Here is a 12,855-nt window from a genome sequence, read left to right as displayed (position 1 = left end):
TCAATGGAAGTCCCTGCTGTGGGTCTCTAGCTGGCCGAGCAGGGCGGAGTGGTCGACCACGCGGCCGGCGATGAGGTGCACCACCTGGCCCTGACGGCTGATCTGCCCGTACACCCCCAGCAGCTTCGCGCCCAGAAGCTGCCGGCGCTGACGTTCGACCAGCTCGGGGCGAACGATGATGTTGATGAGGCCGGCTTCGTCTTCCAGGGTGATGAACATCGTGCCATTGGCGGTGCCGGGGCGCTGGCGGCAGGTCACGATGCCGGCGGCGCGGGCGAGCATGCGGTCGGGGCAGTGCATGATCTCGGTGGCATCCAGAAAGCGCATGCCACGCAGGGTTGTGCGCAACAGGCTCAGCGGGTGGCGACCGAGGGTGAAACCGAGCCTGTTGTAGTCGGCACGCAGATCCTCTGCTTCCGAGGGCGGGGCGAAGCGAAGTGCGGTTTCGTAGCCGGCTGCGCCTTTGAGCATGCCGGGCAGCGGGCAGTTGCCGGTGGCCTGCCACAAGGCCTGGCGGCGGTTGCCGGCCAGTGATTTGAGTGCGTCGGCCGCGGCCAGGCGTTGCAGGGTGGCGGCATCCAGGCCGGCGCGCGTGGCGAGGTCGGCCACGTCGGCAAAGGGCCGTGTGGCGCGGGCGGTGGCAATGCGGGTGGCGGTCTCGGTGCCGAGCCCGCGGATCATGCACAGGCCCAGACGCACGGCAGGGTTCGTGTGTGCACGATCAGTACCGGCTACTTCATCGTCAATCGCCTCCAGTGTGCATTCCCTGTCGCTGGCATTGACGTCCGCGCTGCGGACCTCGACCTGATGGCGGCGTGCGTCCTGGATCAGTTGCGAGGGCGAATAGAAGCCCATCGGCTGGCTGTTGAGCAGGGCACACAGGAAGGCTGCGGGTTCGAAGCATTTGAGCCAGGCCGAGGCATAGACCAGCAAGGCGAAGCTGGCCGCATGGGATTCCGGAAAACCATAGCTGCCGAAGCCTTCGATCTGCTTGCACAGGCGTTCGGCAAATTCGGCTTCGTAGCCGTTGGCAGCCATGCCTTGCAGCAGCTTGTTGCGGTAACGCTCGAGTTCGCCCTTGCGCCGCCATGCGCCCATCGAGCGGCGCAGCTGATCAGCCTCGCCACCGGTGAAGCCGGCCGCCGCCACTGCGAGCTGCATCACCTGCTCCTGAAAGATCGGCACCCCCAGCGTGCGTTCCAGCACGGCGCGGATCTCATGCCGCAGACCGGCCATCGGGTCTTCGCCGCGGGCCTTGCGTGTGCGCGCTTCGAGATAGGGATGGACCATGCCGCCCTGGATCGGGCCAGGGCGCACGATGGCGACCTCGACGACCAGGTCGTAGAAACGCGTCGGCTTGAGCCGTGGCAGCATGGTCATCTGCGCGCGCGATTCGATCTGGAACACGCCGATGGTGTCGGCGCGCGACAGCATGGCGTACACCGCCTCCTCCTCGCGCGGGATGCTGGCCAGGCTGAGCGGGGTGCCACGCCACGCCGATACCATGTCGAGCGCACGGCGCAGTGCGGAGAGCATGCCGAGCGCGAGCACGTCGACCTTGAGCAGGCCGAGGGTGTCGAGGTCGTCCTTGTCCCACTGCAGCACGGTGCGGTCGGGCATGGCGGCGTTTTCGATCGGGACCAGCTCATCGAGCCGGCCGCGCGCAATCACGAAGCCGCCGACGTGCTGCGACAGGTGGCGCGGAAAGCCGATCAGGGCGTGGGTGAGCGACAGGAGCTGGATGAGCTGCGGGCTGTCGGGATCGAAACCGGCCTCGCGCACCCGCTCGGGAATGATCTGTCCGTCGTCGAACCAGTAGCGGTCGCGGGTCAGGCGCTCGATCTGTGCGGCCTCGAAACCCAGCGCCCGACCCACATCGCGCAGTGCGCTGCGCGAGCGGTAGCTGATGACGGTGCCGGCCAGCGCGGCACGCTCACGGCCGTACTTGCGATAGATGTACTGGATGACCTCTTCGCGGCGCGAGTGCTCGAAGTCGACGTCGATGTCGGGCGGTTCCTGGCGCTCGCGCGAGATGAAGCGTTCGACCAGCATGATGCCGAGCGAAGGGTCGACTTCGGTAATGCCCAGCGCCCAGCACACCACCGAGTTGGCCGCGGAGCCGCGCCCCTGGCACAGGATGCCTGCACTGCGGGCAAAGCGGACGATGTCGTGCACGGTGAGGAAATACGCCTCATAGGCGAGTTCGCCGATCAGGGCGAGTTCGGTCTCGATCTGGTGACGAACCCTGGCGGGCGCCGGGTCGTCGTCCCCAGCGGCTGCGCAGGCAAGGGCGTCGTCGGCGGACTCAGCCTTGCGGTAGCGCCAGCGCAGCCCCGCTTCGACCAGCTTGCGCAGCCAGGAGGCGGGCGTTTCGGTCGCAGGGACGAGCTCTTCCGGATACTCGTAGCGCAATTCGTCGAGCGTGAAGTTGCAGCGTTCGGCGAGTACCAGGGTTTCGGCCAGCAGATCGGGTGGAAAGCGGCGCCCGAGCACTTCACGTGCCTGCAACCGGCGCTCGGCATTGGCGGCGAGCGCAAGCCCGGCATCGGCCACGGTGGTGAGCAGGCGCGTCGCAGTGAGTACATCGGCCAGCGGGCGGCGGCTGGCGTCGTGCATCAGCGCGCCGGTGCTGGCGATGAGGCGCAGGCCGGTGCGTGCGCCGATCAGGCGCAGTTGCGTCAGACGGGCGGCGTCGCGGCCGTCGAGCGTCTGCATGAAGGCCATCCAGGCTGCACCGGGAAACCACCTGGCGAGCCAGTGGGCGGCGGCCTCGGTGCTTTCGTCGGGCAGGTCGGGTGACAGCAGCACGGCCAGGCAATCGTCCAGCCCGTGTTCGAGATCGCTGCGCAGCAGCCGGTAATGCCCCTTGTCGGCGGCGCGGCGGCCGCGGGTGATCAGCCGCGAGAGCTGACCGTATCCCTTGCGCGTGCAGGCCAGGAGCACCAGTGCCGGGCCATCCTCGAGCCGGATCTCGCTGCCGATGATGAGCCGCACAGGCAGCGCATGTTCGCGAATGCAGCGATGCGCCCGGACAACCCCCGCCAGCGAACATTCATCGGTGATGGCAAGCGCCTCATAACCGAAGGCCGCCGCCTGCGTGGCCAGCTCTTCGGGGTGCGAAGCGCCACGCTGGAAGCTGAAGTTGGACAGGCAATGGAGTTCGGCAAAGCGCGGGATCATGTGTGGACTGTAAATAAATACAGTCACAACGGCAATCCACATGATTCCGTGTGGCGCGGGCCGCCGGACCCGCGCGTACCATCCTGCTCAGCGAGGCCGTATCCGTCTCACGCAACCCGACGCAGCGCGTTCCCCGACCTGAACGCGTGCGTGTTCTCGACCAGCTGATCGACGATGCGCTGACGTGCCTCGCGGCTGCCCCAGGCGCTGTGTGGCGTGACGATCAGGCGTGGTACGTCGTCGGCCAGCAGGGGGTTGCCAGCGACCGGGGGCTCCTGAATCAGCACATCGGTTGCAGCGCCGCCGAGATGACCGCGACGCAGCGCATCGGCCAGCGCCTGCTCTTCAACCAGTCCGCCACGCGCGGTATTGATCAGGAAGGCGCCGGGTTTCATCAGTGCAAGCTCGCGCGCGCCGATCAGATTGCGTGTTTGCTCGGTGAGCGGGCAGTGCAGCGTGAGCGCATCGACCTCGGGCAGCAAGGCATCCAGGGACAGACGATCCGCCTTCGGCGGACGCCCGGGAAGGTTGCCGACCACCACGCGCATGCCCAGTGCCTCGGCCAGTCGCGTTACTGCGCCACCGAGCTCGCCCTGGCCAAGCACGCCAAGGGTCTTGCCCGCCAGTTCGACAATCGGAAAATCGAGCAGACAGAAATGCTTTGCCTGCTGCCAGTGGCCCGCTTTCACCGCAGCCTGATAATCCGGTAGCCGGGTCGCCAGTGCCAGCAACAGCATCAGCGTGTGTTGCGCAACGGTGGCGGTGCCGTAGCCCTGACAGTTGAACACGGCAATCCCGCGTGCCTTCGCCGCGTCCAGATCCACGTTGTTCAGACCGGTCGCGGAAACCAGCACGAGTTCCAGTTGCGGGCAGGCTGCAAGCATTTCAGCCGTCAGATTGACCTTGTTGACGATCGCGACCTGTGCCCCCTGCAGTCGGCTGATTACCTGCTCAGCCGGGGTGTGCTCGTAGGCCTCAAAGCCAGAAAATGCTTCCCGCAGTGAAGTCAGGTCGAGATCGTTCTGGTCGAGCGGGGTGATGTCCAGGAAGACGGCGTTGAATGGGGGCATCGATCTGTACCTTTGCGAAATTCCGTGCCGGATTATCTGCCAAGCGCGCTGCACCAACAAAGCGCAGGCCGGATGAAGGCGTGCCGGGATGTCAGCGCACGGGTTTCGGAGAGACGACGGGTGTCGCGCAGGCAGGAGTCGATGCCGGCCTTTCTTTGATCAACTGTGTTTATCCACGATCAAGGTGAATGAAGCTGTGGACAAGGTGTGGGGGAGTCCGCAACCGCCTTGAATCAACAGGCTTTTCGAGGCTTGCCTAAAAATGAGGCAGTCCCATGAAATCGTGGTTTCAAGACCTTTCCCGGGCCTTTTCGGCGATTTGTCCACTGTTTTCTGCTGCGGTTTCTACGTAATTTCTGCGCGGCCTGTGGATTGTGTGTTCGATCAGTCCTGTTTATCCCCGTGCGGCGTGGGTGAAGCTGTGGACAAGGTGTGAGGGAAGCCGAAACCTCCTTGAATCGAAAGGGATTTCATCGTCTGCCTAAAAATTAGGCAAGTCCGGGAAAAGCGCCGCTCAGACCTGTTTTCCGGCGAGTTTCGACGTTTGTCCAGTGTTTTTGGTGGCGATTCGCACGAATTTTCCGCGTGGGGTGTGGAAAACAGGTCCGACCCATCGGGTTTATCCCCGGAGGCCGTGGGCGAAGCTGTGGACAAGGTGTGAGGGAGCGTTCAAACACCTTGAAGCAACAGGGCTTTTGCGTGCTGCACAATAAATAGGCAGCTCCTCGCAAAGCGCCTAAAATCGGGACTTCTCCGTTTTCCGGCTGCTGTCGCCCGTCCTGCCCATGACTGCCCCGATCCGCTATTTCATCCGCCCCTCGCGTCCTGAAGCCCATGTGTTCGAGTTGCGCTGCACGGTCAGTGATCCGGACCCCGCAGGCCAGCGTTTCAGCCTGCCGGCCTGGATTCCGGGCAGCTACATGATTCGCGAGTTCGCGCGCCACGTCGTGAGCCTGCGCGCCGAGTCAGGAGGAAAGGCCGCGAAGGTCGAGAAGCTCGACAAGCACACCTGGCTCGTTACCGGGCTGGCTGCCGGAAAGCCGCTGACGGTGTTCTACGAAGTGTATGCATGGGATCTGTCGGTGCGTGCGGCGCATCTTGACCAGACCCACGGCTTCTTCAACGGCACCAGCGTGTTTCTTGCGGTGGAGGGGCGCACCGACCGGCCCTGTCTGGTCGAGATCGAGAGTCCGGAAGGCATGGCCTATCGTGACTGGAAAGTGGCGACCGCGCTGCCGCGCGCGCGTGGCGAAATCGGCGCGGCGCTCGCTTACGGGTTCGGGCTGTACCGGGCGGAGAACTACGACGAACTGGTCGATCACCCGGTCGAGATGGGCACATTCACGCTTGCCGGTTTCGAGGCGGGCGGGGTGCGCCACGACATCGTGCTCACCGGTCGCCACGACTGCGATACCGAGCGCCTTGCAGCCGATCTCGAACGCATCTGTCAGTTCCAGATCGAGCTCTTCGGTGCGCCCCCGCCGATGGACTATTACGTCTTTCTGACGCAGCTGGTCGGCGACGGTTACGGCGGGCTGGAACACCGCGCATCCACCGCGCTGCTGGCCAGCCGGGCAGACCTGCCGTGGAAAGGCATGACCGGTCTGCCCGACGGCTACAAGACCTTCCTTGGCCTGTGCAGCCACGAATACTTCCACACCTGGAACGTCAAGCGCATCAAGCCCGCCGCCTTCGTGCCCTACGACCTGGCGGTCGAAAACTACACCCGGCTGCTGTGGGCCTTCGAGGGCTTCACGTCCTATTACGACGACCTCGTGCTAGTGCGCTCAGGCGTGATCTCGCCGGCCGACTATCTTGGACTGGTGGGCAAGACGGTTTCTGCCGTCCTGCGCGGTCCCGGTCGTCATCGGCAGAGCGTGGCGGAATCCTCGTTCGAGGCCTGGAGCAAGTACTACCGGCAGGACGAAAATTCGCCGAACGCAATCGTCAGCTACTACGCCAAGGGCTCGCTGATCGCACTCGCGCTCGACCTGCAGCTGCGCAGCGAGACCGGCGGCAAGCGTAGCCTGGATGGCGTGATGCGGCTGCTGTGGCAGCGCCATGGACAGACCGGCGTCGGTGTTGCCGAGGACGGCATCTTTGCCATCGTCGAGGAGGTCGGCGGCAAGGATTGTGGCGCACGGCTGGCGCGCTGGCTGCGCAAGGCGGTCGAAGGCACGGACGACCTGCCGCTGGCCCGCCTGCTCAAGCCCTTCGGCGTGGCGTATCAGCCCGAGGCGCCGGGCGCGAAGCCGACGCTCGGCATCAAGCTCGCGGGTGGAAACGGAAAGGGCGAAGCGAAGATTGCGACCGCGTATGACGGCGGCGCGGCTCAGCTCGCCGGGCTGTCGGCGGGGGATGTGCTGCTCGCCGTCGACGGGCTCAAGGTCAGCGCTGCCAACCTCGACAGCATGCTCGAGCGTCATCAGACGGGTGATTCAATCGAAGTCCACGCCTTCCGCCGCGACGAGCTGATGTGCTTCGACGTCGAACTCGCAGCGTCCGCCAGTGACGTGGTCAAACTGGCCGTGGACGAGAAGGCTGCAGCGTCGGTGCGCCGTCTGCGGAAGGGCTGGCTGGGGCACTGAGTCTGGTAAAACGACAGCAAGAATCAAAAGGGCCGGCATCCGTGAGGTCGCCGGCCCAGCTTTGCCGCTGCGGGTGATTGAGCTCCGGAAAGGGGCTTACACCGCGTCCTTCTTCAGCAGCTTGTTGCGCCAGTAGCGCCAGGCCAGCAGGCCGAACAGGGTGCCCATGATGAGCCAGAAACCGATGCCTTCCCAGAACGCGATCGGGTCGGTGGCGAGGAAGTAATCGCGAGGCGGGCGGGTGAAATGGACGCGGCCCTGAACCAGTCCCATGATGACCGAAGCTGCCGCAGCCAGCGCAGGCGCGAACCATACCAGCAGGCCACCGGCAACGATGCCCTTGTCGATCAGCGGCGACGGACGTTGCCGCGGCAGGTAGACGCTCTCCACGCCGTACCAGACGGCAAGCAGAAAACCGCCGCCGGCCACCAGCGGGGTGAGTGCGAGCACGGTACCGAGCACGGTCGCACCGAGCATGAAGGCGCCGCCTTCGAGCTGCATGATCTGCGGCCAGATCATGTCGAGATTGAGGAACAGCCAGGTCGAGGCAGGTGTGGCCAGCAGCGAGAGGAGGAGACAGATGCTGGCACGACGGCGCGCAGCATCGCCGGCAAGTGCGGCATCTCGTGCCTGAGGAATGAGCGACATGACGGAGTGCCCGTGCGAGGGGCGAAACGAAACAATCCGCGAGTCTACTACGGCAGCGCGTAATTTGGCGTCCGGCCGTGCATGAACACGGCCGGACGCACGCTCACTTCAATCAGACTGCGGCGAGCGCCTGTTCGAGATCGGCGATGATGTCGTCGATATGCTCGATGCCGATCGACAGGCGAACCATGTCGGGCGACACGCCGGCCTTGGCCATTTCAGCTGGCGAGAGCTGGCGGTGGGTGGTGGACGCCGGGTGGCATGCGAGCGACTTTGCATCGCCGATGTTGACCAGACGCGTGACCAGCTTGAGCGCGTCCTGGAAACGCCCGCCGCCTTCGAGGCCACCCTGAACGCCGAAGGACAGGATGCCCGAGGCACGCCCGCCCATGTACTTCTGCACCAGGCCATGGTCGGCATGGTCGGGCAGGCCGGCGTAGTTGACCCACGACACCTTGGCGTGTGTCTTCAGGTAGCTCGCGACAGCAAGCGCGTTTTCGCAGATGCGGTCCATGCGCAGCGCAACCGTTTCGATGCCTTGCAGAATCAGGAAGGCGTTGAAGGGCGAGATCGCTGCACCCATGTTGCGCAGCGGGACGACACGGGCGCGCCCGATGTAGGCTGCAGCGCCGAGCGCTTCGGTATAGACCACGCCGTGATAGGACACGTCGGGTTCGTTCAGGCGGCGGAAGCGCGTCTTGTGCTCGGCCCAGGGGAATTTGCCCGAATCCACGATGACGCCGCCGATCGAGGTGCCGTGACCGCCAAGGTACTTGGTGAGCGAATGCACAACGATGTCGGCACCGTGCTCGATCGGGCGGCACAGGTAGGGCGAGGGCACGGTGTTGTCCACGATCAGCGGGATGCCGGCCTTGTGGGCGATCTCGGCGAGGCGCTCGAAGTCGGTGACGTTGCCCAGCGGGTTGCCGACCGATTCGCAGAAAATGGCCTTGGTGCGGTCGTCGATCAGCTTGGCGAAAGCGTCGGGGTCGCGATAGTCGGCAAAGCGCACCTCGATACCGAGTTGCGGAAAGGTGTGCGCGAAGAGATTGTAGGTGCCGCCATACAGCGTTGCCGCCGAAATGATGTTGTCACCGGCTTCGGCAATGGTCTGGATCGCGTAGGCAATCGCCGACATGCCGGAGGCAACCGCCAAGCCCGCAATGCCGCCTTCCATTTCTGCGACGCGCTGTTCCAGCACGGCGGTGGTAGGGTTCATGATGCGGGTGTAAATGTTGCCGGCCACCTTCAGATCGAACAGGTCGGCACCATGCTGGGTGTCGTCGAAAGCGTAGGAGGTTGTCTGGTAAATCGGTACTGCGACCGCCTTGGTGGTCGGATCGGGAGAGTAGCCACCGTGTACGGCGATTGTTTCGAGTTTCATTCTTAGGGTCCCCTCTGAAAGTGTCGGAGGAGTATATCCAGAGCGCGAGAGATATCGAAATAGCTTGAAACGATGAAAGGGGCGCCGCGCTTGTCACGAGTCGGGTCCGAGTGGACAATAATAAAGTATTACTTGATGCGGGTCGGAAATGCAGCAGACATGTGTCTGCATCCGCATTGGGCAACAGAGGAGATGCAACAATGAAACAGTGCAGCGTCATTGCCCTGTTATCGCAAAAAGGCGGCGTCGGAAAAACGACCGTCGCCATGCAGTTGGCAGAGGGGCTCGCAGGCGCGGGTTACCGGATCTCGGTGTGCGATCTCGATCCACAGGAGAGCGCGGCGCGATGGGCTGCCGCGGCGAATCCGGCCGACCCCTTTCCGGCATCGGTGATGAGCATGCAGGGCGATCTGGCCTCACTCGAAACGCAGGTTGGCAATGTCGGCTGCCGTTCGGACATGCTGCTGCTGGATTGCCCGCCATCCATCGAACACGCGCATACGCTCGCCGCGCTCGAGCTGGCCGACGTCATCCTGATTCCTGTTGTGCCCAGCCCGACCGACTTGTGGTCGACGCGTGCGGTCGAGCGCCTGGTGGTTGCAACCATGGCGCGCCGTCCGGGCTTGCGCGCGGCCTTGCTGCCGAACCGGGTGCAGCGCACTGCACTGGCAGGAGACGTGCTCGAAGTGCTTGGCGAATTCACCTTGCCCGTGGTGGCTGCGAGCCTGGCCCAGCGCAATGCCTACGCCCAGAGCGCAGTCGAAGGCGGGTCGGTATATCGGCTGGGGCGCAGTGCCGGGCAGGCCCGTGATGAAGTGGACCGTCTCGTAGCGGCGGTCCTTGAACTGACAGGAGAAACAAGATGACCACACGCAACAAGACGCAATCGGCACTGCGTGCCACGCTCAAGCAGGAAGACGCCTCGGTTGCCGGACGCTTGCCCGAAGTGGCCGCGGTCGCGGCGACGGCGACCAGGTCCGCTCAGGCTGAGAAGCCTGCCGCGAAGCCCGCGGCAAAGCCCGTGACGCCGCGGGCCCCGCGTGCGCGCAAGCCCGTGACAGCAAAGCCTGCGCCGGCAGCGCCGGTCGAGGCGAAACCGGTCGCGGCTGCCGAGCCGGTGCCGGCTCCCGCGTCTGCTGCTGCTGCGGCTGCACCCGCTGCGACGGCGACTTCCAAGGCCCCGGCCCGACGTCGTGCAAGCGCAGCGAAGAAGCCTGCGCCGGCCAAGCCTGCCGCGGTCGCGAAGCCCGCTGCAGAAAAGGCGCCTGCAAAGCCCAAGGCCGAAGCCGGGGCGAAAGCAGCGGCCAAGCCGGCAGCAACCAAACCGGCAGCGGCCAAACCGGCGGCGGCCAAACCGGCGGCGGCCAAACCGGCAGCGGCCAAACCGGCAGCGGCCAAACCGGTAGCAGCTAAACCGGTAGCAGCTAAACCGGCAGCAGCTAAGCCGGCAGAAGCAAAGCCCAAGGCGGCCAAGGTCAAGTCCGCTGGAACAGCGGTGGCGAGGGTGGCGCCTGCGAAAGCCGTGGCCGGCACGTCCGGCGGTGCGAAGAAGTCGGTCGCCGGCCCCGCAGTCATCAAGCTCCCGGCTGCGAGCGTCGAGTCGAAAAAGGAAAAGGCGGGCAAGGTGGTGCGGGATTCGTTCTCGATGCCCAAGAGCGAGCAGGCTGCGCTCAAGAAGATACGTACCGCGCTGGCACGTGCCGGACGGCTGGCAACGAAGTCCGAAGTGCTGCGTGCCGGTCTCAAACTGCTGGGCGAGCGTTCGGCAAAAGAGCTGGTCGCGGTGCTCGATTCCCTGCCTGTCGTGACCAAGGGCAAGAGCAAGAGCAAGAAGTAAGGTCTGCCCGGGGCTGCTCGCTGGGGCAGCTCCGGACCTCCCGGCTCAAGCCGGTGGTGCCAGCGTCACCCGCTGCAATCCACGCAGGGCGTTGCCGACGTAGATTGCGCGGGCGCTGCGCAAGTCGTCCATCAACAGCGTGCGTTCGATGGCGCGCCCGTCTTCTAGCAGCTGCCGTCGCAGCACGCCGTCCAGTACGCCCGCCGACAATGGCGGCGTGTGCAGAATCCCGTCGCCGGTGTCGATGAAGACCGTGCTGCGTGCGCCCTCGGTTACTTCGTTTCTTTCGTTCAGGAATACCGCGTCGAAATACCCGCGGCCCAGTACGTCGTGCAGTGCGTGATCATAGGTCTCGCGCGCCGTCGTCTTGTACCTCAGCAGCATGTCCGTGCTGTCGACCCGTTCGGGCCATTGCACGATTTCCGGTGGCGTATCGGGCGGTGCATCCAGTACCTGACCGGCGATCACGAGACGTCCTGCGTACGAGAGCTCCAGTCGGACCCGGTGAATGCCGGGCGTCAGCGTGCGTCCATGGGCCAGCAGGGCCGATCGCAGCGCACCGATGTCGCAGTTGTGGCCGAAATGCCGCGATGAGCGCAGCAGTCGGGACAGGTGCGCCTCGAGAAGGGGAAAGGTGGGTTCGGCGCCCACTTCGCAGCGCAGGGTCTCGATGAGGCCGAACGGTGCGCCGAGGGCAGTCAGGAAGCGCCCTTTCAGCAGGCATTCTTCCCATTCGGACTCAGCGTCCGAGTCCGCCACCACGCCGCTCCCGAGGTTCAGCCGGAAGCGGCCGTCGGGTTGCACGTTCAGGGTCCGGATCGGCACGTTGAAGCTGAAGTCGCCATCGGGGGCGACCCACCCGAGCGCACCGCAGTACAGGCCGCGTGGCTCGCGCTCAAGCTCGCGGATGATCTCCATCGCGCGGATCTTCGGCGCGCCGGTGACCGAGCCGCAGGGAAACAGGGCGCGGAATACCGTGATCAGATCGGCATCGACCGGCTCCGCATGGACCGACGATGTCATCTGCCACACCGACGGATAGGGTTCGATCGTGCAGAGCGATTCGACCTTGACGCCACCTGCGGGCGCGAGGCGACCAAGGTCGTTGCGGATGAGGTCGACGATCATCACGTTTTCGGCGCGATCCTTCGTCGAGCTCGCCAGTGCGTTCGGGTCGCTCGAGCGCGGTGCTGTGCCTTTCATCGGGCGGCAGCTCAGCCGTTTGCCGCTGCGCTCGACGAAGAGTTCGGGCGAGCGCGACAGGATGGCGCCGTCGGCATCCGCGATGTATCCGCCGTGACCGACCGGCTGCGCCTCCATCAGGCGTCGGTACAGCGCCAGTGGCGAGCCATAGATCGTGCCGGTAAGCGGCCAGGTGAAGTTGACCTGATAGCAGTCCCCGGCGTGGATCAGTTCGCGGATGCGACCGATGGCCTCAAGGTAGTCAGCCCGTTCGATGCCGCGCTCGAGTGCTGCCACACCTGCGTTCTGCAGGTGCTCGTCGAGGAGCGACAGTTCTTCCTCTATCCGGACCAGGCTCTCGGCCTGTGACAGGCGTTCGCCCTTTGCAAACACCCAGGCACGGAGCAGCGGGGCGTCGTCGGCGGGGAGCAAGGCCTGCAGCCGGGGTTCGAGTGCATAACCCAGTTCGTAGGCTGCGGCCACCGCAACCCACTTGCCTTGCCTGCGCGCAGCCTCGATCTTGCCGAACGTGGATTCGACCTCGCCTGGCGAGCGGCAGCACAGCGTGTACTGCAGGTCGGTCAGCCACAGGTGCTCGCCGTCGGGAAGGCTGTCGTCAAACAGGGCCCAGCCCGGATTCGCTGTTTCGTCAGGGGAAAGGGGCGTTGTCACGGGCGGCCCGGCGCAGGTTGCGCTGCAGTGCACAAGCCGTTCGCGAGGCAGTGTCGAACGCTGCGGTGAGCCTCGGAGAGCAGGGCAGTGGTCAGGCGCACGGAGAGCTGGCGGGTCATGGTCAAGTCTGGGGAGGTGGGCGTCGTGAAAGTGAAATTCTAATGCGAAAGGTCGATCATGTTGCGCCAGCAAAACACCGTTGACCGGGTTTCGGCGCGCCGCGGAAGTGGCGTGACGGGTATGAGGCGACGGATGTTCTTCAATGTCTCTGAACGCGCTCCGGGTGTCGGCCGA

The 12,855-nt window shown here is 64.9% G+C and carries 8 protein-coding genes; 3 read left to right on the top strand and 5 right to left on the bottom strand.

The window, feature by feature from the left end:
- Nucleotides 1-3,180 (bottom strand): error-prone DNA polymerase, encoded by a 3,180-nt coding sequence (locus tag CEW83_RS05875; RefSeq protein WP_108948506.1) that lies wholly within the window; start codon nucleotides 3,178-3,180, stop codon nucleotides 1-3.
- Nucleotides 3,181-3,287: 107 nt separating this feature from the next.
- Nucleotides 3,288-4,250, bottom strand: a complete 963-nt coding sequence (locus CEW83_RS05870; RefSeq protein WP_108948505.1) for a 2-hydroxyacid dehydrogenase — start codon at nucleotides 4,248-4,250, stop codon at nucleotides 3,288-3,290.
- Nucleotides 4,251-5,035: 785 nt separating this feature from the next.
- Here CEW83_RS05870 and CEW83_RS05865 point away from each other — a divergent pair.
- Entirely contained in the window at nucleotides 5,036-6,838 is a 1,803-nt protein-coding gene (locus tag CEW83_RS05865) for a M61 family metallopeptidase (RefSeq protein ID WP_108948504.1), read from the top strand.
- A 96-nt stretch (nucleotides 6,839-6,934) separates the two neighbouring features.
- Here the strand turns inward: CEW83_RS05865 and CEW83_RS05860 are convergent, their stop codons facing one another.
- Both CEW83_RS05860 and CEW83_RS05855 read right to left on the bottom strand, forming a co-directional pair.
- Nucleotides 6,935-7,486 (bottom strand): hypothetical protein, encoded by a 552-nt coding sequence (locus CEW83_RS05860; protein ID WP_108948503.1) that lies wholly within the window; start codon nucleotides 7,484-7,486, stop codon nucleotides 6,935-6,937.
- A gap of 112 nt (nucleotides 7,487-7,598) precedes the next feature.
- Nucleotides 7,599-8,870 carry an O-acetylhomoserine aminocarboxypropyltransferase/cysteine synthase family protein gene (locus CEW83_RS05855; protein ID WP_108948502.1) on the bottom strand — a complete coding sequence of 424 codons (1,272 nt, stop codon included), beginning with the start codon at nucleotides 8,868-8,870 and terminating at the stop codon, nucleotides 7,599-7,601.
- A 200-nt stretch (nucleotides 8,871-9,070) separates the two neighbouring features.
- On the opposite strand from CEW83_RS05855, the gene parA reads away from it, so the two are divergent.
- Entirely contained in the window at nucleotides 9,071-9,736 is a 666-nt protein-coding gene (parA, locus tag CEW83_RS05850; RefSeq protein ID WP_108948501.1) for a ParA family partition ATPase, read from the top strand.
- Nucleotides 9,733-10,707: a hypothetical protein gene (locus CEW83_RS21610; RefSeq protein WP_199915212.1), complete on the top strand. Its 975-nt coding sequence runs from the start codon at nucleotides 9,733-9,735 to the stop codon at nucleotides 10,705-10,707. Before parA ends, CEW83_RS21610 begins: the two co-directional genes overlap by 4 nt.
- Before the next feature lie 45 nt (nucleotides 10,708-10,752).
- On the opposite strand, the gene pabB is transcribed toward CEW83_RS21610, so the two are convergent.
- Nucleotides 10,753-12,561 carry an aminodeoxychorismate synthase component I gene (pabB, locus tag CEW83_RS05840; protein WP_234419005.1) on the bottom strand — a complete coding sequence of 603 codons (1,809 nt, stop codon included), beginning with the start codon at nucleotides 12,559-12,561 and terminating at the stop codon, nucleotides 10,753-10,755.
- Nucleotides 12,562-12,855 lie beyond the last annotated feature (294 nt).

It is taken from the genome of Parazoarcus communis, assembly GCF_003111645.1.
In the GTDB taxonomy this organism is placed as follows: domain Bacteria; phylum Pseudomonadota; class Gammaproteobacteria; order Burkholderiales; family Rhodocyclaceae; genus Parazoarcus; species Parazoarcus communis_A.
The sequence above is the reverse complement of the archived record's forward strand: the minus strand, read 5'-3'. Positions and strand labels throughout refer to the sequence as shown.

Coding starts and splice junctions, on each gene's coding strand:
- CEW83_RS05875 (WP_108948506.1), bottom strand. CDS start 3,180: ATGATCCCGCGCTTTGCCGAACTCCATTGCCTGTCCAACTTCAGCTTC.
- CEW83_RS05865 (WP_108948504.1), top strand. CDS start 5,036: ATGACTGCCCCGATCCGCTATTTCATCCGCCCCTCGCGTCCTGAAGCC.
- CEW83_RS21610 (WP_199915212.1), top strand. CDS start 9,733: ATGACCACACGCAACAAGACGCAATCGGCACTGCGTGCCACGCTCAAG.
- parA (WP_108948501.1), top strand. CDS start 9,071: ATGAAACAGTGCAGCGTCATTGCCCTGTTATCGCAAAAAGGCGGCGTC.
- CEW83_RS05860 (WP_108948503.1), bottom strand. CDS start 7,486: ATGTCGCTCATTCCTCAGGCACGAGATGCCGCACTTGCCGGCGATGCT.
- CEW83_RS05855 (WP_108948502.1), bottom strand. CDS start 8,870: ATGAAACTCGAAACAATCGCCGTACACGGTGGCTACTCTCCCGATCCG.
- CEW83_RS05870 (WP_108948505.1), bottom strand. CDS start 4,250: ATGCCCCCATTCAACGCCGTCTTCCTGGACATCACCCCGCTCGACCAG.